The sequence below is a fragment of the Mesorhizobium oxytropidicola genome (assembly GCF_056174625.1).
Window position 1 is genome coordinate 198,722 of the sequence record NZ_JBWBWK010000003.1, and the last position, 24,744, is coordinate 223,465.

Sequence of the window (24,744 nt, forward strand, 5' to 3'; positions counted from 1 at the left end):
ATCCAGAGCATGTTTGCAAATTTTCAATGAAGTCACGCAAAAAGAGTTTTTGCAGACAATAAGAATCAAAAGTGATGGCGAGATAAGCAATGAAGGCATTTGAGTTCGACCATCGCCTTATCGATTCCTACGCCCGCTTCTCGCGGTCGTTCAGCACCATCCGGTCCGACGACCTGAAGTCCGAACTCGATCGTCAGTACGATGCGGGGACGCTTCTGGCCGGACGCGCTGCTGTCGCTCAATCCTAGATATCTTCAGGGCCCGACTGTCGATGATCTGGTCGCTTCGGGTGATCTCGACGACGCAACCGGCAAAATATTCCGTTTGGGGCAGTCGCCCTTGCGGTTTCATCGCCACCAAGCGCAGTCCATCGCAAAGGCCCGGGCCGGTCAGAGCTATGTTGTCACAACTGGAACCGGCTCGGGCAAATCGCTCTGCTTCTTTGTGCCGGTGGTCGACGCGATCGTCCGCGCGAGAAAGGCCGCGAAGCAACGCAGGACCAGCGCGATCATCGTTTATCCGATGAACGCGCTGGCCAATAGCCAGCTGAAAGAGATCGAGAGGTTTATCGCCCAGTCCGGTCTTCCAAGCGAACTGAAGCCAGTCGTGCGGCGCTACACCGGCCAGGAAAATCAGGAACAGCGGCAACAGATTGCAGACAGTCCGCCCGACATTCTACTGACCAATTTTATGATGGCGGAGCTTCTCCTGACGCGGCAGGATGCACTCGACACCAAGGTCATAGAGAACGCAAACGGTCTGAATTTCATCGTTCTCGACGAGCTGCACACATATCGTGGCCGCCAAGGCGCCGATGTGGCGATTCTCGTCCGCCGCCTTCGCAACCGCTGCGCACCGGATAATGCGCCAATCTGCATCGGCACATCAGCCACCATGGCAAGCGAGGGATCCGATATCAACCGCGCGCAGGCCGTGGCACATGTCGCATCGCGCCTTTTCGGAACCCCCATTGGGCCGGAATCCGTCATTGATGAATCCCTTCAGCGCGCGACGGACGATCTGCTGAAACTCGACGACGTGCGGCCGAAGCTTGCACAGGTCCTAACATCTGCGCTTCCCGATGTGTTGACGGATGAGGTCCTGCAAAGACACCCGCTGGCGGTATGGACCGAACTCGCGATCGGACTGGAAGACGCGCATGAACTCAAGCGCAAAAGGCCCATCCCGTTTGAAGAGGCCGTTTCACTCCTGTCAAAGGACAGCGGCATAGCTTTAGAAGCCTGTCGAAGTGGCCTCGAGACATTTCTGACCCGCATCAGCCTCCCGGAGACGGATCGGGGCGGCTCATCCACCGGCGCATTTCTCGCGTTCAAGCTGCATCAGTTTTTTGCCGGCGCGGGAGAGGTTTTCACCACGCTGACTGAGCGACCCAGGAACGTCTTGTTCGAAGGCCAGCTTGAAGACCCTAGTGCCCCTGGCCACCGACTCTATCCCACTCGGTTCTGCCGGGACTGCGGCCACGAGTTCCACGTTGTCGCAAAGTCAGAGGACATCGACGGCATTCGCTTCCTGCCGAGGAACATCGACGACACGCCGCTCGACGAGGAGGAAGGGGACACCGCCGGCTACCTGGCGCCTACGGGCGATGGCGATCCCGAATATGCCTTCACAGGTGAGATCGAAACATATCCCGAAGAGTGGCGTGAGGAGCGCAACGGCATCGAACGGCTCCGGGCCAATAGGAAGCGCCGATCACCGCAGATGGTCACGATCGCCTCGGATGGGCGCTACAATTCATCGGGGGAGAGCTTCTGGTTCATACCGGGAAAATTCGGTTTCTGTCCTTGCTGTCTCGACCAGCCGCATCCCAGCATGCGGGAGCGCAGTAAGCTCGCAGGCCTATCCGGCGAAGGCCGAAGTTCAGCCACCACGCTTCTCGTCTCCACCGCAATGCCGAACAGCAGTGCCCCGGGGTCGACCGCGTCCAGATCCATCTCGGGGTGGCGCAACACACCATCGCTGCTGGACAACATGACAATTGCTGGTCGTCGGCTGATGGTTGCCAAGAGGTTCTTCAGGCGGCCCCATTGCTCATTGGCTGTCGGCCCGGTGCCTGGAAGTTCGTTCAAATGCGCGTACAAGCCCTTGATGTCGATATTGGGTGTAGCGGCGGCCCTATCGAGCAATCCTTCTATCTCGGTCGGAAGTGCGCCCGCCCGCCAGAAACCGAGGTCGGCCTTGACGAATGCGGACAAAATTTCAGATGTCGCCGCCCAGGCCTCCAGCTCGGATATGCCCGAAAGGGTGATTGTGAGGTCCTGCTCCGAGACGTCGCTGGCCCATTGGGGACTTATGCCCGGATAGAGCAGAATTGGCGTTCGGGGAGCCCGCGAGCGGACGCGATGGGCGTCTCGCGCGGAGGCAACGCCGAATCCGTCCACCCCCTCGGCCGCCAGTACAGCCGCGACCTCGGCCGCGCCACACCCATACGCATCGTTTTTGAGACAAGCAAAGATCTTGACGGCGGGTCCCACGGCCGACCTGACGGCACGATAGTTGTGGACGATCGCCGACAGGCTGATCTCCCGCCAACACGACGCTGCGGCTGCGGACGCCAGCGGGGACGTCGCATTCGTCATGGCGAAACCCGCCGCAATGAGAGCGTCCCCGTGTTTCGCGCTGCTTTCGGCTCAGCGCTTGCGAGGTGCCGCTCCAACTGCCGGAAGATCGAGGTTACCAGGTATGTGAGAGCGAGATAGATAACGCCCGCGCCGAGGAAAATTTCATAGGGCGCGAAAGTTTCGGAAACGAGCCGGCGCGCTACACCGGTGATTTCGAGAAGCGTCACCGTGCTGGCCAGGGAACTGGCTTTCAGCAAACCGATGACCTCGTTCGTATAGGACGGCAATGCGGCGCGGAACGCGATTGGAAACACGATGAGTCGGGCCCGCTGCAAACGCGACATGCCGATGGCTTCCGCAGCTTCGACCAACCCGCACGGCACCGCCTGGATTGCACCCCGGAAGAGTTCCGTCGTGTAGGCGGCGCTGTTCAGCGAGAACGCGAGCAGCGCGCACCAGAAGGGGTCGCGCAACAACACCCAGAGGGGGCTGTGACGGATCACGTCGATCTGGCCGAGGCCGTAGTAGATAAGAAAGAGCTGCACCAGCAACGGCGTACCGCGGAACACGTAGGTGTAGGTCAGTATGGCCGACGAGAGATATCGGTTGTCAGATGCCCGCATGAAGGCCAAGGGCACGGAGATGAAGAACCCGATCATCAGCGACGGAACCGTCAGCGCAATCGTCAGGAACGCTGCGTTCGCCAGTGTCGCGATACTTTGGAGGAAGATGTCGAGCTGCATCTGGATTCCCCTCAGCGCAACTGGCCTGGTACAGCGAAGTGTTGCTCGAGCATTCTGAACGCCAACAGCGAGAGGCTCGTGAGCAGCAGGTAGAGCGCGGAGGCGGCGAGATAGAACGTGAGCGGCGCCCGCATGGAGCCCGCACCGACGAAGGCGACACGCATAATGTCTGTCAGGCCGACCACAGAAATCAGCGCTGTGTCTTTGAGGAGTGAGATCCAGAGGTTGCAGAAGGCCGGCAATGCCACGCGCACCATCTGCGGCAAGATCACGAGTAACCAAATCTGCCAAGATTTCAGGCCGATCGATGATGCGGCCTCCCATTGTCCATGCGGGATACTCAAGATCGCGCCACGGAATATTTCGGTGGAGTAGGCGCCAAAAATGACGGTCAGCGCGATGACACCTGCCGAGAGGGCGCTGATTTCGACATATCGGCCGATCACGAGGGTGATCGCCGCCGTTCCCCCGAAATAAATGAGGAGGATCACAAGCAGCTCGGGCACGCCCCTGATAACGGTCGTATAGACTTCGGCCAGCCACATCGGGATCCGATACGCTGACAGCTTTGACGCGGCGCCGACGAGGCCCACGGCGGTACCTAGGACACCGCTGATGGCTGCAACCAGCACGGTCATGCTCAGTCCGTGCAGGAATTGTATGGCAAAGCCGTTCATGACGCAGGTCGCCCCATCAATAATGCGATTGAAGGAATTGGCGGAGCCGTTCGGAAGCGGGCTCAAGGAACAGCTCCCGCGATGGCCCCTCTTCTTCGATTTTGCCGTCGTGCATGAACGCCGTGCGCGTAGAGACGGCGAAGGCGAGCTCATGGGTTACCAGGAGCATGGTGCGTCCTTCCTCGGCCAGCGACCGGATGACCTTGAGCACCTCGCCGGTCAACTCTGGATCAAGCGCCGACGTCGGCTCGTCGAACAACAGGACGGCGGGCTCCATGGCGAGAGCCCGCGCGATGCCCACACGTTGCTGCTGCCCGCCCGAAAGGTGGCGTGGATAGTGATGGCGCCTGTCCGCAAGGCCGACCTTTGCCAGATAGTGCTCCGCGACCCCGATCGCTTCCCGCCGTGGCTGTCGCAGGACGTGCGTTGGGCCTTCCGCGACATTCTCAAGGATCGTTCTGTGCGGCCACAGGTTGAAGCTCTGAAAGACCATCCCCAGGGAGGCCCTCACACGTTGAACTTGGCGCCGGTCAAGAATGGCGCCGCCACGGCCGTTTACCGCCTCGCGAAGCTTCAACCGCTCACCCAAGGCCCACATGCGCCCGCGGTTCGGCACCTCAAGCAGGTTGAGGCAGCGCAACAGCGTGCTCTTGCCGGAGCCGCTGCTTCCCAAAATGCAGATCACCTCGTGCCGGTGGGCGGTGAGCGTAACGCCCCGTAGAACGGGGTAATTGCCGAACGATTTTTCTAGTCCTTCTACCCTGAGGGCCGCCTCGTCATCGCAGCTTGACTTATCGAGATCGGGGTGTGCCAACGAAACGTCTTCCGCCGTACATGTGATGCGCGCCAATCGCTGTGGCAATCGAGCCTTCCCGGAACTGGGCGAAAAGCTCCGCACTGCTGCCGACCATGGTCGCATCATCCGTCATTCCTATTCTGCGTTGAAACCCGGCAGCGGCGAGGCGACGCCCGAGAGCTCGTCTCAGCCGGCGACCAGGCTTGACCGTGATCTGCCACAACAATCGGCCAAGGGAGGCGCACCGGTCAATTTATAAGCCAGATTCTTTTCTTATAAGCTGAGCTAATATAGCTGATGATGGCGTTATGCCGAAAATGCGCGTTTTCGGCTGATTTCTGCTTTTCGTTCGATCCGTCGCGTCACCGTATGATAAGTTATTTCGCTTAGCGTAGGAGCGCGGACAAGACGACCAACGGAGGCCAGACTTGGTCGAGATTGCGAACACGGGTGTAACGCTCCGCCAGCTACAGATTTTCCGGGAGGTCGTGCGACTGGGGTCTGAACGTCAGGCCGCCAAGGTCCTTCGCGTCACCCAATCGGCAGTGAGCCAACAGGTCGCGCAATTGGAGACGGCGCTTAGCGTGCCGCTGTTTCGGCGCGAGGGAAACCGGCTGGTCGCCACGGCGCAGGCCTGGGATCTGCTTCGCGAGATCGACGGGACGTTTTTAAGCCTCGACAGGGTTGGAAAGTCGATCGCGGCGCTCAAGGGGATTGAGGGTCATGCAATCGGCATCGCGGCGCCAGACATCTTTTGCTTCACCCTTGTCCCGCGGGCTGTCAGGCAGATCCGTGTCGATGACCACTCATGTGTCTTCCACGTCAAGTCAGGCAGCTACCAGGACGTCGCAGACCATGTTCTCAACGGGCGCGCTGACCTCGGCCTGTCGCGTCTTCCACTCGACGAAAGACTCTTTGATTGGATGCCGGTCGCGACTGCGACCAATGTCTGTCTCTTCCCGGCGGGGCATCGCTTAGCCGACAAGGACCTGATCACGCCAGAAGATTTGCGGGGCGAGCCACTGATCGATATCGAACCCCGGCAGAACACTCACCAGATGGATTTGAACGCTCTGCGCTACATGGGCGTCGAGCCAAACATCGCTGTAGAAGTGGACGCCAACGGGCATGAGGCTGCATTCATTGCGGCCGGTGTCGGGATTTCGGTGACAAACAGTGTCGTGGCGAAGGAATGCGCGTTCTTCGGCCTCAGGTTCCGGCCTTTTGAACCCAGCGCAATTTATCACTACGTCGTGTTCTGGCAGCGGGGGCGCCAGTTAAGCGGCCGACTGCGGCTGGCAAGGGAACGGCTCGCCGATGCGCTGCGGGATTCCGCATGACGGAATCGGCGGAGACCTGCCGTCGCGGTCATGCCCTGGCAAACCGAAGCGAGGACGCCTCGGAGAGGTTGACGTGGCCGGTCTGGGAAGTATCCCGTGCCTGGAGGCGACACCCTGCTACGCATTTTCCGAAGTCGAAGCTGGCTGTCGTCGCGGTTTTTCCGGCCTATCGGCAGTAGGCGGACCTTCCTTTCTGGCCCTGACAAACTCTCGGTCGCCCGGATGGCAAGGGTGGAAAGGATGCGGTGCTGAAAAGACCGATGGATCCCCGGAGCCTTCCGGCTTTGGCGAAGGCCGGACGGACCTCTCGGTCGTCCGGCCTTCGCCTAGGATCAGTTCGCCTTCATCACCTGGCTGAACAGGTCAGGGAATACGGTCCTGGCCTTGCCGACCTGCTTGACGGTCTGCGCCGCGTCGAGGTTCACGGGCTTGCCGAAGACGATCAGCGCCACCATGCCCATGCCGTAATGCGGATTGCATTTCACGCCGTAGACGCCCTCTTGCGTCAGGGTCACGGTGATCGTTTCACCAACCTTGCCCTTGAACTCCTGCGCGCCGTCGGGGATCATTCCCTGGATGGTTTCGACATTGTGGGTCTTGTCGCCAGGCACAAACTTGACCGTGTCGCCCGGTGCCGCCTTGATGAAATTGGGCTGGAAGACCATGGAACCCTTGTCTCCCTTTGTCAGCAACTGGACAATGTGTTCCTCGGCATTTGCGGCGCCGGCAAGAGCGAGTAGGGCGGCGGCGGCGGTAATCAGGCGAAGTTTCATGGAAAAGTCCTTTCTTGAGTGCGTCACGGCTTCAACCGTTGCAACTTTCTAGCCACGGCGCGGGCTAGCGATTTGCGCTGGCGCAACTGGTGCGCGAAATATAGCTGGTCCGCCTGGCGCTGCTGTGGAGTCATGAGGCAGCGAGGAGCTAAGTTTGCCGCTTGACCGCTCGGTTATCGCGCGACTATCGCTGTTCGGGGGCCCGAACTCCGCGGAACTCGACAGCGTTCTCAAGGACCCCCGGTCCGTATGGTTTGCGAACGAGTCGCCGATCTTCGAGCGGGAAGTCCGAGGCGCGCTCATTCTATGTGGTGCTTGCAGGGCATGTTCGCGTCGTGCGGATCGCACCCGACGGCCGTCAGGTCATCGCCCGCTACATTAGCGACGACGCCGTCGCCGCGGCGCCCAGCAGACCGACTTATCCAGCGAGCGCAATTGCCGCGGTCGACTGCGTGGTCTCGGTTTGGCCGAACGCCGTTTGGCCGGATTTGTCGCCACGTTTCCCTGGCCTTGCCGCGGGAACAATCAAATCCGAGCAGGGCTGAGGAAGTTGCCCCATCGCATCGTGACGAATGTCAGGGAAGCTTCCCCTGCTGGATGGCGAGGCTAGTGATGCGAGCCGGCCAGCGCGCTGCCCGAGCGCGATGCGAGAGTCGGGAACATCGGTACGGTGAGCACAACGGCCCGGGAAGGTAGAGCACCGCAGGTCTATGGCGCATGGTGATGACACCGCCGCCAACAGCGCCGATCTGCGATGCCGGCGTGCCGGCCTCGATCCGTCAGTAAGCATTGGTCGCCGCGCCCATTTTTTTCAGATCAGGTTCCAACCGGTCTGCACTACCCCCCACTTTTACGGTGATCGTGCAGCTCTGATTTCTCTTCGCCTTGGCGGCCGCCTTCAAACACTCAAACGTCTCTGCGTCTCGCTTGCCTCACTCAAAATCCAGTCGCGAAAGCTCTTAACCTTCGCAATACGCGCTTTTTCGGTGGGGGCGATGGCGTAATACCCATCTTGGGTAGGCACGGAATTGTCGATCGCGATGACTATTTTTCCCGACGCCAAGGCGTGGTTTGCGGAAACGTCGCGTACTACTGCGAGACCTTGACCCGTGCCGGCAGCTTGAATCAGCAATGTGTTGTCGGGATAGCTTGGCCCTTTCATGGTGCCTTTGGGCAGCCTCAGCAGGCGGCGCGCCGGCTGTCACAATTCCGAAACCGTCGGCTGGCGAGGTTTTTTGTCGGCGCGGGAAAGGCCCACACCGATCGCAGTTTGCCGGCTTCAAGCTGGCCATCGCAAAGCAACCCAACCCCAATTGGGGCTCTTTCGCTTCAACCGTGCAACATGCAGCCACATCGTGCCCGGCGTCATTCGAGGGCGATTTGAATTGGCGCAGCCTTAACCGCCGGCTTTCTTCGCTGACCGGTGAACCGGTCGAAGATCAGGTAGATGACCGGTGTCGTGAACAGGGTCAGTATCTGCGAGATCACCAACCCGCCGACGATCGCTATTCCCAGAGGCACGCGAAGTTCGGCGCCGGGTCCATGGCCTAGCGCCAGCGGCAAGGCGCCAAGCAGCGCGGCCAGTGTCGTCATCATGATCGGCCGGAAGCGCATCAGACATGCCTGCCGGATCGATTCGGTCGGACTGAGTCCCTCCTCGCGCTCCGCCTCCAGCGCGAAGTCGATCATCATGATCGCATTCTTCTTGACGATGCCGATCAACAGGATGATGCCGATCATGCCCATGATCGACAGGTCCTGCCCGAACAGCAGCAGCGCCAGCAAGGCGCCAAGCCCCGCCGACGGCAGCGTCGAAATGATGGTCAACGGGTGGATCGCGCTCTCGTAGAGGACACCGAGCACGATATAGACGGCGATCACCGCCGCCAGGATCAACCAGGGCTGGCTGGCCAGCGAATCCTGGAAGGCCTGCGCGGTGCCCTGGAAGGAACCGGTGACGCTGACCGGCATTCCAGCATTGATCTCGGCGGCGTGGATCGCCGTCACCGCATCGCTGAGCGACACGCCGGGCGCCAGGTTGAACGACAGCGTCGTCGCCGGTAGCGAGCCCTGGTGGTTCACCGTCACCGGCAGGACGCCGTTCTTCGCACTCGCCAGCATGCTCAACGGGATCAGCTTCTGCGTTGTTGAGGAGCGGACATACAGGCGGCTCAGCGCATCCGTGTTGAGCTGGAAGCTCGGATCGAGCTCCAGCACCACATGGTACTGGCTGACCTGCGTGAACAGCGTGGCGACCTGCCGCTGGCCGAAGGCGTCATAGAGGACGTCGTCGATCGCCTGCACGCTGACGCCGAGCCGCGCCGCCGTCGGGCGGTCGATATCGAGCGTCGCGCTGGTCGCCGCCGGCCGCGCGTCCGACGACACGTCGAGCAGGCCAGGCAGCGCCGCAATCGCCTTTTTCATGGTCGCCGCCCATTTGTCGAGCTCGGCGGTGTCGCCGCTTTGCAGCGTGTATTGGTATTGCGCCGCGCCCTGGCGCCCACCGATCTGGATGTCCTGGCGGATCAGCATGTTCAGCGTCAGGCCCTCGATGTTGGCCGCGGCCGACTTGAGTCGTGCCATCACCTGCCTGGCGCTGGCTTTGCGCTGTGCAAAAGGCTTGAGGTTGACCTGGATCTGTCCGACACTGACCGATGGACTGGGGTTGATCCAGAAGCCGACGTTGTCGACATCGGGATCCTTCTGCACGATGGCGCCGAGCTGTTGCATCTTCGTCGACATCGCCTCGAAGGAAATGTCGGTGGCCGCTTGTGCCTGCCCCTGGATGTATCCGGTATCCTGCTCGGGCAGGAACCCCTTCGGTGTGATCGTGTAGAGCCACAGCGTCAGCGCCAGCGTGCCGACTGTGACCAGCAGCATCAGTGCGCGATGCGCCAGCACGACGTCCAGGCAACGCGCATAGCCGTTGGTCACGGCCTGGAATCCCCGCTCCGACCATCGATAGAACGGTCCATGCTGCCGGTCGCGGTCAGGTTTGATCAGCCAGGCGCACAGCATCGGCGTCACGGTCAGCGAAACCAGGCCCGATATCAGGATGGCAATGCTCACCGTCACCGCGAATTCGCGGAACAGGCGGCCGACCACACCGCCCATCAACAGGATGGGGATAAAGACGGCGATCAGCGAAATAGTCATCGAGATGATGGTGAAGGTCACCTCGCGCGCGCCGTCTATCGCCGCCATGATCTTCGACTTGCCCATTTCGATATGGCGGGTGATGTTCTCGATGACGACGATGGCGTCGTCGACGACGAAAACCCACCGCGATGACCAAGCCCATCAGCGAGAGGTTGTCCAGACTGTAGCCGAGCAGATACATCACGCAGAACGTGCCAAACAGCGACAGCGGGATCGTGATGCTCGGGATCACCGTCGCCCAGAAATTGCGCAGGAACACGAAGATCACGCCGACCACCAGCGCGATCGTGATCAGCATCGTGTATTGCACATCGGCGAGGGATGCCTGGATGATCTGGGTGCGGTCGCCCACCACCGTCAGCTTGACCGATGCCGGCAGGCTTTGTGACAGCGCCGGCAGTCGGTCCTTGATCGACTGGATGGTGCTGAGCACGTTGAAGCCGGCCTGCTTGTGGATATCGATCATTACCGAGCGCGTGCCCTGCAACCAGGCCGCCTGGTGCGTATCCTGGGGCGCGGTGAGTACCGTGCCGAGGTCGCCAAGCAGGATCGGCGCGCCGTTGCGATAGGCCACAACCATTCCCTGATAGGCCGCCACATCGACAAGCTGATCGGTGGCGCCGAGCACGACGGTGCGCCCATCGCCGCTGAGCGAGCCTTTGGGCGCATTGACCGTCTGCTGGCCGATGACGGTGCGCACGTCCTCCAGCGTCAGGCCGCGCGCGGCGACTTTGTCGGGATCGAGTCGGATGCGCACCGACGGGCGTTGCGGCCCGTGAAAGTCGACGAGGCCGACGCCCATCATCTGCGACAGCTGCTGGGCGATCACGTCCTCGGCATAGTGGTCGAGCTCGGTCGTCGCCATGATGTCGGAGCTCAGCGAAAGGGTCAGCAGCGTCGCCTCCGCCGGATTGACCTTGTGGTACGTCGGCGGGCTGGTCATGCTTTTGGGCAGCAAGCCGCTGGTCGCCGAGATCGCCGCCTGCACATCCTGCGCGGCGGCATTGATGTCGCGCGTCAGGTCGAACTGCATGACGATCGTGGTGCGGCCCGACGCACTGGACGACGTCATCTGCGTCACGCCGGAAACGCTCGACAGCGAATTTTCCAGCGGTGTCGCAACCGTGTTCGCCATCGTGTCGGCGCTGGCGCCCGGAACTTGCGCCTCAACCTCGATCGTCGGGAAGTCGATCTGCGGCAACGGCGCCACCGGCAGGCTAAAATAAGCCACCGCGCCCAGCATCAGGACGCCGAGCGCCAGCAGGCAGGTCCCGACACGGCGCCGGATGAAGAGTTCCGAGATGCTCATCATTTCGTCTCCAGCGCCACCTTCTGGGACGGGTCGTCGGCCTGCGTCACCTTCACGCTCGTCCCCTCGGTCAGGCGGGACTGGCCCGACACCACAATGTTGTCGCCGGCCACCGCGCCGGAGGTCAGCATGGTGACGTCGCCGACCACATCGCCTGTGGTCACCTTGGCGATGGTAACGGTGTTGTCCGGCTTGACGACGAAGACATAGGGGCCGCTCTGGCCGCTCTGCACCGCGGCGGAAGGCAGCACGACGGCGTTATGCTCGGTACGCACACCGACCTGAACCGTCACCAGTGCCCCCGGCCAGAGCGCCTTGTCGTTGTTGTCGAATTCAGCTTTCAGCTTGATCATGCCGGTCGTCGCGTCGATCTGGCTGTCGATGGCCGTCAGCCTGCCGTCAGCGATCTTCGTGGAACCGTCCCTAGTGTCGGCGGCAACCGGAATCAAGCCAGCGGACTGACCGGACTGAAGGTCGGGCAACTGGTCCTGGGGCAGCGAGAACTGCACGGAGATCGGTTGCATCTGGGTGATGGTGACGATACCCACGGCATCATTGGCATGCACCAGCGACCCTTCATTGGCCTGCTTCAGGCCTACACGCCCGGAGATCGGCGCGGTGATCGTAGCATAGTCGAGATTGAGCTTGGCGGTATCGACCGCGGCCTGATCGCCATCAACCGTCGCCTGCATGACCGCAACCTGGGCGCGGGCCGTATCGGCCGCCTGCGTGGTGCCGGCCCCGGACTGGGTGAGCTTCGTCGCCCGCGCTTCATCGGCGCGCGCATTGGCGAGCTGCGCGACATCCTTCTGCAAAGTGGCCTGCGCCTGCGCGAGCAGCGCGGCATAGGCCCGCGGATCGATCTGGGCAAGGATATCGCCCGCCTTCACCTCCTGTCCCTCGCTGAAGAAGATGCGCTGTATCTGTCCGTCGACCCTGGCCTTGACGTCGACCTGGTTCAGCGGAAGCACGGTGCCGAGCCCGGTGCGCGCGATCGGCAGGTCGCGTACAGAGGCAATGGCGGCGGTGACCGGAATCGGCGCGGCGGCGATCTTGGCAAGCGGCGCGGTGTCCCCCTGGCGAAGCGTCAGGGCTCCGGCACCCGCCGCCACGATGAGGATGGCGCCGATCGCCAGCCACCGTACAGTACCGGAAGTGGAAGCCAGACTGCCCGTCGTCCGACTGTCTGTCGGCAGGCCGGCATCCGTCTGGTTGTCTTGGTTTTCAGGGTCGTCGCGCACAGGGGTCTCCATGGGTTCGGCTGCCGTTGCGGCGAAGAGGCGGATGGCATTCTCTGTTTCGAGGACGTGCCCGTATCAAATGCGGGGAGCAACACTTCGAACTGGAGAGAATTTTCGGGCCGGTGTTCCGCTTGTCGACAGGCAGCGCAGCGCAAATGCTGCATTGCACAATCACCATGGGGTCGCGTTCATGTCGGGCCGTTCGCCCGAACATGAAATATCGTTCAGGTAGGAAAATACGCTAGGGCCGCTGCGGACTGAGAACGTAGCCCGAGCCCTGCACCGTGTGGATCAGCGGGGCGGCGAACCCCTCATCCACCTTGCCGCGCAAGCGGTGGATATGCATGTCGACGACGTTGCCGCGCGGTTCGAAATCATAGGGCCATGCCGTTTCGAGCAGCATCGAACGCGTCACGATCTGGCCGGCGTGGCGCATCAGCAGCTCCAGCAACAGGAATTCCCGGTACTGGAGATCGATGTGGCGTGCGCCGCGCACCGCGCGCCGGCCAAGCAGATCAAGCTCCAGCTCGCCGACCTTCAGCACCGCCTGCCGCCGTGTCGGCTGGACGCGCCTTGCCAGCGCGTCGAGCCGCGCCAGGATCTCCGCGAAGGCATAGGGCTTGGCGATGTAGTCGTCGCATCCCGCCTGCAAGCCTTCGATCCTGTCTTGCGTGCTGGCGCGGGCGCTCAACATCAACGCCGGCACCTGGTTGCCGTGGGCCCGGATGCCTTTGACCAATTCGATGCCGTCCATCTGCGGAAGCATCCTGTCGAGGACCAGAACGTCGTAGATGTCTTCCAGCGCCATGGCCAGGCCCGTGGCGCCGTCGCGGGCGCGGTCGACGACATGGCCGGCTTCCGAAAGACCGCGCTTCAGGTAACTCGCCGTCTTTTCATCGTCTTCGACAATCAGGATACGCATCGGACCGCCATTCTCGCCGCCGGAAGATTAACCCGCTCTCATGATATGGCGAAATTGCCGGATCACAGGATCTGTATGGAGAAACCGAGTTTCGCAGGATCAGGCTGACGCCAAACGCACCCATCTCCCGCAAAACATAGGAGCGAGAGGCCACCATGACCAGATTTGTTCAGTTTCGCCAAGGCTCGCCAGTTCGCCGCCGCTGTGGAGCTTCCGCTGGGCTTTCCGGAAGCAAACATGAATCCGATTTAATGTTGGCGCGAAACCGATCTAGGTCGGATGCGTCTAAAGGAATACAGGAATACCAAATGCAAGCAGCGGCATGATCTTGCCCGCCGTCGGAGTGCAGTGTGACAACCGTACTGGTGATAGAGGACGATGTGCAGACCTCGCGCGAGATCGAGGCGGCGCTTGTCGACTATGGATATGAGACACGGACAGCTTTCACCGGTCGTGATGGTCTGGTGAAAGCGATCAGCGATCCCTACGATGCCATCGTTCTCGATCGCATGCTGCCAGGCGACCTCGACGGACTGGGCGTCCTGGCGGCGCTGCGTGCAGCCGGCATCCATGCGCCGGTGCTGATCCTCAGCGCCTTGACGGCCGTCGACGAACGCGTTCGCGGACTGAAGGCCGGCGGCGATGACTATTTGACCAAGCCTTTCGATTTCCTTGAGCTGACGGCAAGGCTGGATGTCCTGCTTCGCCGGCGCAATGCACCGATAACCGAATCCGTGCTGCGGGCCGGCCCGCTGGAGGTGGACCTTCTGACGCACACCGTTCGCCGTCACGGCCAGCTCGTCGACCTGTTGCCGAGGGAATACCGGCTCCTGGAATATCTTGTCCGCAATGCCGGACAGGTGGTGACGCGCACCATGTTGTTCGAGGAGATATGGCACTACCGCTACGACGAGCCAACCAATCTCATCGATGTGCATGTCAGCAAGCTGCGGCGCAAGATCGACACGGCCGGCGAGCCGTCGGTCATCCAGACGGTGCGCGGCTCGGGTTACGTCCTCAATGCGGCTGGTTGAGCTCTCCAGGACAACCAGCTTCAGGCTGGCGATCGCGTTCCTGGCTTTGTTCGGCCTGGCGTCGCTGACACTTTTCGCCTTCATCTCATGGGAGGTGAAAGGCTTTCTCTCGAACAGGGTCGACGAATGGGTGCAGCGCGAGGGCAAGGTGCTATCGCGTCTGGATGCGACCGCGCTGGCACAGAGGCTGGATAACCGCCAGCGCGACGACGCCACCGCCGAGCGGCCGATTACCCTTTACGATGCGACCGGCAACGTCCTCGCCGGCAACCCGCTACCCTTCCCCGCCGGACATGACAATGCCACCGCCCCGTTCGAGTTCGGCCACGGAAGCCATCTTCCCATGGCGCCCTTTCGCGGGCTGACCTGGCGATTGCCGACAGGCCAAACCCTACTAGTTGCGCAAAGCGTCGACGAATTGAACGAATTCGGCGACGTCCTGCTCGGCGCAATGTTGCTCGCCGGCGGCGTGACGACGGTTCTGGGATTGGTTGGAGCAATCCTGATCGGTGCCGGTGCGGTCCGGCAACTGGACGACATCACCAAGGCGACCCGCAGCATCGTCAAGGGCGACCTCTCCGGCCGCCTGCCGACGCGAGGCAGCGGAGACGTGGGGCGGCTTGTCGCCGTGGTCAACGAGATGTTGGACGAATTGCAGCGGCTGATGAACGAGGTGAAAGGCGTTTGCGACAACATCGCCCATGAAATGCGCACGCCGCTGACCCGCCTGCTTGCCGGTCTCGACCGTTCGCGAAGACGGTCGTCATCCACTGCCGACTATGCCGAAAGCGTCGACGAGGCGATTGCCGAAACGCAAGGCATCTTGAAGACCTTCGGCGCGCTGTTGCGCATTTCCGAAATCGAGGACGGCGCGCGGCGGGCCGGTTTCATCGACGTCGACCTTGGTGCCATCGTCACCGATGCCGTCGAGTTCTACGAGCCGCTGGCGGACGACAGGAACATCAGGCTCAGGTGTCATTTGGAGGGCGAGCCCGCCAGACTCTCGCGCGGTGACCCGAGCCTGCTCTTCGAGGCCTTCGCCAACCTGATCGACAACGCAATCAAGTTCACGCCGGCGGGCGGCTCCGTCGATGTACGACTTGTCCGCAGCGGCGCAGCCGACATCGTCTCTGTCAGCGACACCGGCCCCGGTATTTCCGAGGCCGACCGAACCATGGTTCTGAAGCGGTTCTACCGCGCGGAGCCGAGCCGTCACGAACCCGGCAACGGCCTCGGCCTCAGTCTGGTGGCGGCGATCGCGCGCTTACATGACATGGATATGGTGATCGAAGGACCACCCGGTTGCCGGATAGCCTTGACCCGCGACCGATCCGAGACGCTGTCGCACATAGTCGAGAATTGAGAGCCTGCTTCGCTGAGCGCTGTAGCGCATCCAAAAACAGCCGGTTGTTCGGTTGCCGAACCAGGACGTAGTGACGCGATTTCGGCCCCCGTTTCAGCGATCTTTTCGTGCAGATGGTCGGCGTGGCGTCGCGGTACCGTGACCGGGCTGATCGATACCAAGCCAATTGCGCATCAGGATCCATTAGGTCCTTTCGTTGTCCCAATGGCATACCCCAGGTCCTGTCGCAGATGACGGGGCTCGAACAGAAGGCATCGGGCGGGCGCTGGGGACCGGCTCGAGCTGCAGCGTGTGCTCGATCACTTGCGCGATGGCATACGGTCGTCGTCTGGAAACTGGATCGTCTGTCGCGTTCGCTAAAAGACCCCGTTCATCTGATGGACAAGATCACAAGTCAAGGTGCCGGGTTCTGGTCACTCAGCGGGGCGATCGACACGACCGCAGGTCGCATGATGACGCAGATTGTCGGCTCCTTCACGGAATTCGAACGTGCCATGATCCGGGAAAGGACCACGACCGCTCTCGCCAAGGCACGAGCCGAAGGCAGGATCGGGGGACGGCGCAGAAAACTCGATCCGAAAAAACGCCGGGAAATCGCCGAAAGTGTCTTGTCGGGCCGCAAAAGCTGCGCCGAAATGGCTAGACTTTACGACGTGAGCGGACCGACTGTCTCACGTATCGTCGCCGAACACCGCCATAAACTGGAGATCCTCCATGCCGACCAGTCATGCCCTCAAGGGTCTGATGAACTTCCTCGCCCGCGATGAATGGCGCAAGTATTTCGAGGAGGTGTTTGAGGATCATTTCGGGCCGGCCCTCGATGCAGGAGACATGGAATTCGAGGACGTCGCCGAAATCCTCGGCGACGATTGGGCCATGACGCTGTGGGGCTGCGCCTTCGAGGATTTCCTGACCCAGGACTTCGAGGTCCAGGGCGGAAACATTGTCGATGTATATCTCAAGCGTCGCGGCTGGAAGGAAAACGCCCAATCGAAGGCCTATATCAAAGCGCTGCGAACCTCCATCATGAGCTTGTACGAAGTCAGCGAGGTGGTCCCGGGGAAGTCGCTCATGGCGCGCGACCTTATTCGCGGCGGCGAGCCGATCGCCGTTAGCGAGGGGACGGCCACGAAAACGCTGAAGCAGTGGGACAGGATCGCCGCTCGCATCGTGCCCGTGGTGGGTAAGAATGTCTTTGCAGGGGGATTGTTACCGTTCACACCGCAGGCCGCCGACGCGCTGTTCGATGGCCTGCGCCGGCTGTTCGGCAAAAAGAATGCGAAGAAGCTGCCGGCCATCAGGGATGAAGACCTGCAGGCAGCGGCCTCTATGTTCACTCTTTCATGGCTGTTCGACACGTTTGAGCGGACGATGGGGATGCCGTCAGTCCAGAATGCGGACGGTGACGATCTCGTATTCCACGATGTCAGGTTTCCGCTGGCAGCAGGGGTAGCGCAGAAGGACATTGCCTTGCAGATGAACGCCATTCCCGGCATGTCGCAGGAAAACGCAAAATCCTGGAACTGGCTAGAAGAGAAACCCAAGGGGAGACTCGGCGGCACGCTTTCTCTCGACACCACGATGGATAACGGTTCTCGCGTGCTGGGAAATGTCGAGATGAAGGGACGCTTCCTGCACCTGGCGACAAATTCAGCAGAGCGCGCGGAGAAGGGAGCAGCCCTGATCCGGCAAGCTCTGGGTGATCTCGTCCGAACGCCCCTCACCGAAATCCGCACCGTTGAGCAAATGATGGCTGATCCTCCTTCCCGCATTCAGGCAGGCGCCACATCCGATATACCGCCCGAAATCGCCGAGCAGGTCGTCCATCAGTTCCTGGACCGCCAATATCGTGATACCCTTGATCAGCCGGTCGGCATGCTTGGCAACAAGACGCCACGTCAGGCTGCAAAATCAGCAGCCGGCCGCCAAAAAGTCGCCGAGTGGCTCAAATATCTCGAAAACCAGTCCTCAAGGCAACCCGATCCGGTGGACCCGATGGCCACATATAGTTTCGAATGGATGTGGCACGAACTTGGCGTCTTCGATCTTCGCCAGTAACCGCTACTCTATATCTGTGTCCCGTAATGTACTGAGGCCCGTGCGTAGTCAAAGACAAGCGGATAAGCAGTTCGGCCGACCCAAATGAGCTTCGGCCGTTCCCGCGTAGCCGTCTCGCGCTCGCGGTCATAGTCATTGCTGCGTCTTTTCGTGCATCCCATAGGAGACGCACTGATGATCGGTCCCGGAAAAGTTGATGCCCAACCGTGAGTCAGATGGCCCCCTTCCGGAATGGGCAAGCCCATGACCTCGTCACCGGGGCTCAAAAGCGCGCGATAGACAGCCTGAGGCGGGCGAGCCTGAAATCTGTGAGGGCTCTCACTTCTATGCGGTCGGGCAGATAAAGCCGCCCGACCAATTGAACAGCACCGGCATCAGGTCCCTAATAGACGAGGTACTGAGCTTCGGTCTCGGTTGCCTTAAGCAATCAGGCAGCCTTGCGTTCCTTCAACGCTTTCTCAAAGGCATCCCTGATCGGCTTGGACATGTCCTCGCTAGCCCTCATCATCACGACCTGGAGGCCCTTGGCCTGCTCTGCGGACTTTTCGACAGGAAAGCGGTCTGCAGTTCGATGAACTCGGACGGCGACTTCACGGCAACTAGTGCTTCAAGGTGCGTGAAGCCGGCTTCGGCATTCGCTCGCAGAGCGTCAAGCATCTTCAGGGACACCTCGTTGCCGGTGGTCTTGGCCGTTTCAAAGGTCGACTGAAAAGCCCTTTGTGTCGTTTCGGCGTCCGAACTCAATTTGGAAAATGCCTGCTTCGACTGCTCAAGGCCCCGGTCGACAACAGCGTGAACTTGCTCGGTAGCCTTGGATGGGTCGAAGGCAGGGAATTCGACGTTTTCGATCGTTTCGGTCTTGCCGGGGAGCTTGGACATTTTTTCCATCCTGTTCCAGGGCGGCCTCAAAACAAAGCCGTCCCCTTCACGTACGGAGTCGTCGCAACGGATTTATGAAGCCCACATGAATTTTGCGAGCGGGCTGCGCCGGCGTTGCGCCAATAGGGGTCGCCAATGAAGGCTGCCGGCAGGCTCAGGGCTTTTAATCAGCCGACCTATTACAGCACGCGAAGCTCGGAGCTTTTTTATATTATTCGCGCTTCCTTCCACATCGCTCGGTGTTACGGTGTTTCGGACGCTCGACCGATACAGCTGGCCTTCTCTTTAAGTCACTAGAAGGCGCCACGGGCACCTTCCGGCGCGCTTGCGGTGGCGCCATGTCGCGTTCGTCAATTCAACGTCGTGACGCCGGCTGCCCGGAACGTTGGCAGCGCCTGCGGAAAGACCAACACCGCCGCGCCGTCAACCAGCAAAGCCAATGCATGAAGGTATCCCGACACCATATGGGATCAGGCATTGTTTGTTAGTTGACGTCGAATCTGCCGATCACCAAGGTGCTTATCGCTCCCTGTGGTCCTGCATGCTGCCTCAACGCCAGAAGCGCCTTGTGTTGACAAAGGCGTCGTGCGCTTCCGCGGCGCCCACAAGAAACTTGGCCTTGTCTTCGGCGCTGAAGAGATCCTTCGCACCAGCCACGTCCGAAAGCTCCAGGCCTGCCAGCATATCGGGGGCGGTGGCGAGATCGTTGAGGCCACCGAGCTGATCCTGCAGGTCCTCCATCACCATGATGAACCGTCGATGGCGTTTGGCTTCCGCCTTGCTCTGGTAAAGCGGCTCGAAGAACTCCGCCGCGTAGCGCAGTTTCTTTGCGGCGATGCGCACTTTATGGCGGGTTTCGTCATCGGCATCGATGAGATTGTTGCCGCCCTTCGCCACCTTTTTCCAAAGTTTATCAAATACACCGGAGGCGAAATCCCTTGACGACTGCTCGTGTAACATTTCGTCCGATTGGGTTCGCCAGTCCCTGACGGAAATCCACTCGGCGGCATCGATCAGCAAGGAGCGGGCGCGCACCGAGGAGAGCGATGCTTCGACCGCCGCATAGGCGTCGTCGCGCGCGTCTTGAAGACGGCTTGAAAGAGCCTCGCTCGAAGCGCGGTCGATCATCACGTCGATATTGCGTGCATCGCCAAATTCCGAGGCGAGCCATGTCAATTCTTCTCGCAGGTGGTCGAAACGGCTGTCGTCGAACAGCGACTTGCAGATCGAGCAAAGGGAGCGCAGCCGTCGCAGCGACACGCGAGCCTGGTGCAGGGCCTCGGCATCGCGGGGCCAGGCCAGCGCCGTTTCATTGAGGCGAAACTGTCTGAGACAGGCCGCGGCGATGTGCGCGAAAGCCGTTGCCGCGCTCGTCTTGGACGTGAGCGGGGTCGAAGCCGCTTTCACAGCACCGGGCGCCGAGCCAAGCAGACGATAGCCCCGTTCCGCTTTGCTCAGCACCCCGAGATGCGCCGGCGTGATCAGGGCGACTTTCCGGGCGAGGGCATACAGCGCTGTCGGTGGGCCCGCCTTGTTTTCCAACTCGATCTCGCAGAGCGGGGCCTCGCGATCGGCTGCAACGACCTTGCCAAGATCCAAAGCGACTTCGATCGTGGCGTCGCCATCCATCACATTCCAACGATGCCGTTTGACGTGAATCTCGAACAGGGGCGCGACTTTTGGGCCAGCCCCTGCAAGCAGGTCTCGGATCTGCGGATCGTCAAGTATCGGTGTATCGCCTGCGACCGGTCGCTCCCATTGCTCGCGTGTGAACGATCCGGCCTCGGCGCCATCGCCGGCTCTGACGGTTTGTATCCGTTCATTTCCCGATTGCCGAATGCGAAGCGACAGGCCGCGCTTGGACAGATCCCATCCGGGGGTGTCGAAATAGATGGATCTCTGCTGAAGAATGGTGGGCGAGGATCCGAACGGATTTTTCTTCAGGAGCGACCCCGCACCCGACCGCGAAAGCTCGAGCTTCAGTTCCGTTTCCTGCATGATGATGTCCTCGGCGCAGCGTCGCTTCACGGCAATCGAAGGAACGCCAACCCGCATGGTGCGTCACGAGACTGTCACAATCAACCGCCCGCCTCGACCAAAAGCGGCCGGACCTCAAGCCGGCAGACAATCCGCGAGCCGGAACCACACTTCTCAGTCCTCGTTCATCCGATGAAGCAGGAAAGGACACAGAGATGGCTACCAAAGAAAAGAAGGAGGCGAGCCGCGTGGTGGATCATCGAGCGCGGACATGACTTTAAGCCATGTCGGCGGTCAGGCGCTGCGGCGAGCTTCGGCGTCAGCATCGTTTCCAATCCGCGACACGCCAAGCCAGGATAACACCTCGTCGCGAAGCCGAATGAAATTCGGATCGGAGCGGTCGCGAGACACGGCGTCGGTCACGGGCAAAATCTTGGCGATCCGCCCAGGTTGGGGATGCATGATGACGATCCGATCCCCGAGATAGACTGCTTCATCGACGTCGTGCGTGACGAGCACGGCGGTCGTGCCCTCGTGCCGGACGATCCGCTGAAGCTCGTCCTGCAAGCGCAGCCGGGTTAGCGCGTCGAGGGCCCCCAGCGGCTCGTCGAGCAGCAGAAAGCGCGGCTTCGTAACGAGCGCGCGGGCGATCGCAACACGCTGCGCCATGCCGCCCGACAGTTGGGCGGGATAGGCTTTGGCGAATTGATCGAGGCCGACGAGATGCAGATGGTCGCGAACGAGCTCGGCCCGCTCGGCAGCGCCCAATCGGCTTTGGCGCAGCGCCGCCGCGACATTGGCCTCGACATTGAGCCAGGGCAAAAGCCTGTGCTCCTGGAAAACGATCGAACGGTCGAGACTCGGCCGTTCCACCCTCTGTCCATCGACCCGGATGTCGCCGTCATAATCAGTGTCGAGGCCAAGCACGAGCCGCAGCAAGGTGGACTTGCCGCAACCGGAGGATCCCACGATGCTGACGAACTCGCCCTCGTCGACCGCAAGATGGATATGGGACAGCGCCTGGACCTGACGGCCGGCGACACTGAACCTCTTGCTGACGTCAATAATCTCCAAAGCGTGGCTTTGCCCACGTCCCCGCTCAGAAATGGCGACAGGGCCGCTCATGGGTTCCTCCAGTGCAGAAAGCGGTGCTCCAGGGAGCCGGCGATGACATTGAAGACCACGCCGACGCCACCGAGGAGGAGTACGCACAGCAGCAATAGATCCATGTGGAACAGCTGCTGGCCCTCATTCATGCGTCCACCGATGCCTGGTGCGATGTTGAGCAGAAGCTCGGCCCCCACCGTCGCGGTCCAGGCGTAGATCAAAGCGGCATGAAGGCCCGTGAAGATTTGCGGCAGCGCACCCGGAATGGCGATGATCCGGGCGAAGTCGAACCAGCCGAAGGTCAGCACGTCGGCAAGCTCGCGATAGCTGCGCGGGATGCCGGACACGCCCTGCCACGTGTTGATCAAGGTCGGCTGGAAGGCCGCGAGCGCGATGAAGACGACCTTTCCGGTCTCGCCTCCGCCGAACCACATCGAGATGAGGGGCACCCAAGCGAAGAGGGCGATCTGGCGGTGTGCCAGCAGCACCGGCCCGAGCAGGCGTTCGACGAGGCGGGAAAATCCGATCGCCAGACCAAGCGCGATCCCGGCCACACTGCCACACGCGAAACCGATCAGGTCGCGCTCCAGGCTCGCCATTAGATTGAAGCCGAGACCACCGTGGCTGAACTCTGCAACTGCGCGGGCCACCACCTCCTCAAGTGACGGTAGAAAACGCGGCTCAGCAGCACCGGCATGGGCGAGCAACTCCCAAATCGCGAGCAGCGCAATCGGCACCGCAAGCGGCCGCAAATGTCGGCCGGTGAGGCGGAAGGGCGGCGGTGCGATCGGTGCGCTGTGCGACAGCCGCTCCCGACCCGCCATCGTGATCAGGCTCATCGTGGGATCTCCGGACGCCAGCGTTGCAGATGGTTTTCGGCAAGCGTGAGCAGGCCATGGATCACCAATCCGATCAGGCCGACCACGACCATGGCCGAAAGAACGAGTTCCAATTGAAAAAGCTGACGGCCATAGGCCATCAGGTATCCGAGCCCTTCGAATGATGCGATGAGTTCTACCGCAACCAGGGTCTGCCAGCCGTTGGCAAGGCCTTCTCGCAGCCCTGTGAAGATCGACGGGACGGCGGAGGGTAGCACGATCATCGTGAGTTTCGACCAGCGGCTGAACGAAAGGACACGGCCAAGCTCCACATAAGCTTCCGGAACGTCGCGCACGCCTTGGGACGTGTTCAGGACGACGGGAATGAAGGCTGACCAGCCGATGACGATGATCTTCAGGCCTTCATCGATGCCGACGACGAGAATGACAATCGGCATCCAGCCGAGGGTCGGGACCTGGCTGAGGGCCAGGAACAGTGGATCGACGAATTCGCGAAGGGTCTTCGACAAGCCAACTGCCGTGCCGAAGACGAGGCCCACCAGCGCACCGGCAGCAAATCCCTCCGCAACGCGCTCAAGGCTCGTCACCGCGCCGGAGAGCAGCGAGCCGTCCTGGATGCCGTCCAACAAAGTGTCGAACACGATCCACGGCGGCGGCAGGATCTGCTCCGGCAATTGGCCCAGCAGAGCGGCGACGGTCCAGACCGTCAGAAGCCCTAGCGGCACCACGAGGCCGAGAACCAGGATGCCGGCGGCCGGGAGAATGCGCCGGCGAGTGGGGGCAGCACCGGCGGTGCTGTCCCCATGGCCGGTCTGGGCCGCGGCTTGGCCGCTGCTCATCTTAGTTGCTCGCCGCTTTGGTGTGTTCGACCTCGCCCGCGGTCACTTTCTGGCCCTTCGCGTCAAAGGTGGACCAGTAGTTCTCGAGCTTGAGGTCCAGCAGGGCCTGCTTGAGGTACTTGGTCTCGAACCAGCTGTCGATATCGACGTCCTTCTTGATCAGGCCATAGGCTTTGGCGCGCTCGGCCTGGTCCTTGTAGCGCGCGACGATGAAGTCATCGACGACAGGCGACAGGCGATGGGCCAGGGGTTCGTCCTTGAAATCGGCCTCGAAGCTTTCGACCGGCAGGCCGGCCTTCGACCAGAGCTCGAAGACTGCCTGGCGATTGGCCTCGTCTGAGCCGAAGCGGGCGGCCTTGACGAAGGCGCGCACGACCTTGGCCGTGAATTCCGGGTGGGCCTTCTCGAACTCCGCGGTGACGAGGAGCCCGGAATTGCGCCCAAGCGTCGGGTCGTCGTTCTTGGTCGAGTAGATGATCTTGACCGCGCCGCGCTTGGCGAGGTCGAGATATTCCGAGCCGCCGAAGGAAGCCTCGACATTGCCCGAGACGAGCGCCGCCGTGGCGGCATTCGAGTCGAGGCTGACGAAGCGGATGTCCTTTTCGGTGAGGCCGTGCTTTTCGAGAACGCGGTCGGTGGCGATCTGCAAATTGGTGCCGCGGAACTGCGCCACCTTATGGCCCTTCAGGTCCTCCACTGTCTTGAGCTGCGAATCCGGGGGTACCGCGAGATAGAGCGCATCATGGCTGCCGGCCGAGGCCAGATATTTCGTCTGCAGGCCGCGCGAGCGGCCGACGATCGAAGGCAGATCGCCGAGGCCGGCGGCGAAATCGAGCTGTCCAGCGGCGAGCGACTCGTTGAGGGCCGGGCCGGCGCCGCGGAAGAAAGTCCAGGAAACCTTGACGTCTGGAACGTCCTTGAACTCGGCCTCGACAAGCTGCTGCACGTTGGCCACGGCGATGTAGTCGCCATAGGCATAGGGCCGGTCGTCGATGCCGGTTCCGGGATAGCCGATGCGGATGAGGGTCTCGGCCGACGCGGGAGCGGTGGCGAGAAGGCCGCCAATCAGGGCAGCAATATGCGCGAATTTCATGAGTGGGAATCCT

At 61.4% G+C, this 24,744-nt stretch carries 22 protein-coding genes and 3 pseudogenes; 8 read left to right on the plus strand and 17 right to left on the minus strand.

Annotated elements, in window-relative coordinates; genetic code table 11:
- Positions 1-89: 89 nt before the first annotated feature.
- Both AC0V8S_RS40355 and AC0V8S_RS40360 read left to right on the plus strand, forming a co-directional pair.
- Complete coding sequence (locus AC0V8S_RS40355) at positions 90-248, plus strand: hypothetical protein (RefSeq protein ID WP_475439487.1); 159 nt, start codon at positions 90-92, stop codon at positions 246-248.
- A pseudogene (locus AC0V8S_RS40360) lies at positions 202-846 on the plus strand (DEAD/DEAH box helicase); the annotation flags it as partial. The gene AC0V8S_RS40355 and the pseudogene AC0V8S_RS40360, both read left to right, overlap by 47 nt.
- A 902-nt stretch (positions 847-1,748) precedes the next feature.
- On the opposite strand, the gene AC0V8S_RS40365 reads toward AC0V8S_RS40360, so the two are convergent.
- The 4 genes from AC0V8S_RS40365 to AC0V8S_RS40380 are packed head-to-tail and all read right to left on the minus strand — an operon-like array spanning position 1,749 to position 4,816.
- Entirely contained in the window at positions 1,749-2,600 is an 852-nt protein-coding gene (locus tag AC0V8S_RS40365) for an alanine racemase (RefSeq protein WP_475439505.1), read from the minus strand.
- The gene (locus AC0V8S_RS40370; protein ID WP_475439488.1) at positions 2,597-3,325 is read right to left on the minus strand and encodes an ABC transporter permease; all 729 of its coding nucleotides are present in this window, start codon (positions 3,323-3,325) and stop codon (positions 2,597-2,599) included. Before AC0V8S_RS40370 ends, AC0V8S_RS40365 begins: the two co-directional genes overlap by 4 nt.
- An 11-nt stretch (positions 3,326-3,336) precedes the next feature.
- Positions 3,337-4,002 carry an ABC transporter permease gene (locus tag AC0V8S_RS40375; RefSeq protein ID WP_475439489.1) on the minus strand — a complete coding sequence of 222 codons (666 nt, stop codon included), beginning with the start codon at positions 4,000-4,002 and terminating at the stop codon, positions 3,337-3,339.
- A gap of 16 nt (positions 4,003-4,018) precedes the next feature.
- Complete coding sequence (locus tag AC0V8S_RS40380) at positions 4,019-4,816, minus strand: ABC transporter ATP-binding protein (RefSeq protein WP_475439506.1); 798 nt, start codon at positions 4,814-4,816, stop codon at positions 4,019-4,021.
- A gap of 410 nt (positions 4,817-5,226) precedes the next feature.
- On the opposite strand from AC0V8S_RS40380, the gene AC0V8S_RS40385 reads away from it, so the two are divergent.
- Complete coding sequence (locus AC0V8S_RS40385) at positions 5,227-6,138, plus strand: LysR family transcriptional regulator (RefSeq protein ID WP_475439490.1); 912 nt, start codon at positions 5,227-5,229, stop codon at positions 6,136-6,138.
- Between the two features lie 332 nt (positions 6,139-6,470).
- On the opposite strand, the gene AC0V8S_RS40390 is transcribed toward AC0V8S_RS40385, so the two are convergent.
- On the minus strand, positions 6,471-6,911 hold the full coding sequence (locus AC0V8S_RS40390) for a pseudoazurin (protein ID WP_183465481.1): 441 nt from the start codon (positions 6,909-6,911) through the stop codon (positions 6,471-6,473).
- 335 nt (positions 6,912-7,246) lie between these two features.
- Between AC0V8S_RS40390 and AC0V8S_RS40395 the strand changes: the two genes are divergently transcribed.
- Positions 7,247-7,456 carry a hypothetical protein gene (locus tag AC0V8S_RS40395; protein ID WP_475439491.1) on the plus strand — a complete coding sequence of 70 codons (210 nt, stop codon included), beginning with the start codon at positions 7,247-7,249 and terminating at the stop codon, positions 7,454-7,456.
- Between the two features lie 353 nt (positions 7,457-7,809).
- On the opposite strand, the gene AC0V8S_RS40400 is transcribed toward AC0V8S_RS40395, so the two are convergent.
- From AC0V8S_RS40400 to AC0V8S_RS40420, 5 genes and pseudogenes are all read right to left on the minus strand, one after another.
- Positions 7,810-8,073 carry a LysR substrate-binding domain-containing protein gene (locus tag AC0V8S_RS40400; protein WP_475439492.1) on the minus strand — a complete coding sequence of 88 codons (264 nt, stop codon included), beginning with the start codon at positions 8,071-8,073 and terminating at the stop codon, positions 7,810-7,812.
- A 203-nt stretch (positions 8,074-8,276) separates the two neighbouring features.
- The gene (locus AC0V8S_RS40405; RefSeq protein ID WP_475439493.1) at positions 8,277-10,133 is read right to left on the minus strand and encodes an efflux RND transporter permease subunit; all 1,857 of its coding nucleotides are present in this window, start codon (positions 10,131-10,133) and stop codon (positions 8,277-8,279) included.
- 112 nt (positions 10,134-10,245) lie between these two features.
- Positions 10,246-11,382 (minus strand): annotated as a pseudogene (locus AC0V8S_RS40410) (efflux RND transporter permease subunit); the annotation flags it as partial.
- Positions 11,379-12,620 carry an efflux RND transporter periplasmic adaptor subunit gene (locus AC0V8S_RS40415; protein ID WP_258597734.1) on the minus strand — a complete coding sequence of 414 codons (1,242 nt, stop codon included), beginning with the start codon at positions 12,618-12,620 and terminating at the stop codon, positions 11,379-11,381. The gene AC0V8S_RS40415 and the pseudogene AC0V8S_RS40410, both read right to left, overlap by 4 nt.
- Before the next feature lie 241 nt (positions 12,621-12,861).
- A complete protein-coding gene (locus tag AC0V8S_RS40420) occupies positions 12,862-13,542 on the minus strand; it encodes a response regulator transcription factor (RefSeq protein WP_258597725.1) in 681 nt (226 codons plus the stop codon).
- A gap of 350 nt (positions 13,543-13,892) precedes the next feature.
- Between AC0V8S_RS40420 and AC0V8S_RS40425 the strand changes: the two genes are divergently transcribed.
- From AC0V8S_RS40425 to AC0V8S_RS40440, 4 genes are all read left to right on the plus strand, one after another.
- Positions 13,893-14,576: a response regulator transcription factor gene (locus AC0V8S_RS40425; protein ID WP_475439494.1), complete on the plus strand. Its 684-nt coding sequence runs from the start codon at positions 13,893-13,895 to the stop codon at positions 14,574-14,576.
- Positions 14,563-15,939, plus strand: coding sequence for a sensor histidine kinase (locus tag AC0V8S_RS40430; protein WP_475439495.1), 1,377 nt, complete (start codon positions 14,563-14,565; stop codon positions 15,937-15,939). Before AC0V8S_RS40425 ends, AC0V8S_RS40430 begins: the two co-directional genes overlap by 14 nt.
- Before the next feature lie 230 nt (positions 15,940-16,169).
- Positions 16,170-16,706, plus strand: coding sequence for a recombinase family protein (locus tag AC0V8S_RS40435; RefSeq protein ID WP_475439496.1), 537 nt, complete (start codon positions 16,170-16,172; stop codon positions 16,704-16,706).
- Entirely contained in the window at positions 16,654-17,997 is a 1,344-nt protein-coding gene (locus AC0V8S_RS40440) for a DUF7986 domain-containing protein (RefSeq protein ID WP_475439497.1), read from the plus strand. The genes AC0V8S_RS40435 and AC0V8S_RS40440 overlap by 53 nt, the downstream gene beginning before the upstream one ends.
- An 8-nt stretch (positions 17,998-18,005) precedes the next feature.
- On the opposite strand, the gene AC0V8S_RS40445 is transcribed toward AC0V8S_RS40440, so the two are convergent.
- The 7 genes and pseudogenes from AC0V8S_RS40445 to AC0V8S_RS40475 form a co-directional block, all read right to left on the minus strand.
- Positions 18,006-18,242 (minus strand): hypothetical protein, encoded by a 237-nt coding sequence (locus AC0V8S_RS40445; protein ID WP_475439498.1) that lies wholly within the window; start codon positions 18,240-18,242, stop codon positions 18,006-18,008.
- 182 nt (positions 18,243-18,424) lie between these two features.
- Positions 18,425-18,876 (minus strand): annotated as a pseudogene (locus AC0V8S_RS40450) (phasin family protein).
- 549 nt (positions 18,877-19,425) lie between these two features.
- A complete protein-coding gene (locus AC0V8S_RS40455) occupies positions 19,426-20,874 on the minus strand; it encodes a CYTH and CHAD domain-containing protein (protein WP_475439197.1) in 1,449 nt (482 codons plus the stop codon).
- 273 nt (positions 20,875-21,147) lie between these two features.
- Positions 21,148-21,978, minus strand: coding sequence for an ABC transporter ATP-binding protein (locus tag AC0V8S_RS40460; protein WP_475439198.1), 831 nt, complete (start codon positions 21,976-21,978; stop codon positions 21,148-21,150).
- Positions 21,975-22,799, minus strand: a complete 825-nt coding sequence (locus tag AC0V8S_RS40465; RefSeq protein ID WP_475439199.1) for an ABC transporter permease — start codon at positions 22,797-22,799, stop codon at positions 21,975-21,977. Before AC0V8S_RS40465 ends, AC0V8S_RS40460 begins: the two co-directional genes overlap by 4 nt.
- Positions 22,796-23,638: an ABC transporter permease gene (locus AC0V8S_RS40470; RefSeq protein WP_475439200.1), complete on the minus strand. Its 843-nt coding sequence runs from the start codon at positions 23,636-23,638 to the stop codon at positions 22,796-22,798. Before AC0V8S_RS40470 ends, AC0V8S_RS40465 begins: the two co-directional genes overlap by 4 nt.
- 1 nt (position 23,639) lies before the next feature.
- Positions 23,640-24,731 carry an ABC transporter substrate-binding protein gene (locus tag AC0V8S_RS40475; protein WP_475439201.1) on the minus strand — a complete coding sequence of 364 codons (1,092 nt, stop codon included), beginning with the start codon at positions 24,729-24,731 and terminating at the stop codon, positions 23,640-23,642.
- Positions 24,732-24,744 lie beyond the last annotated feature (13 nt).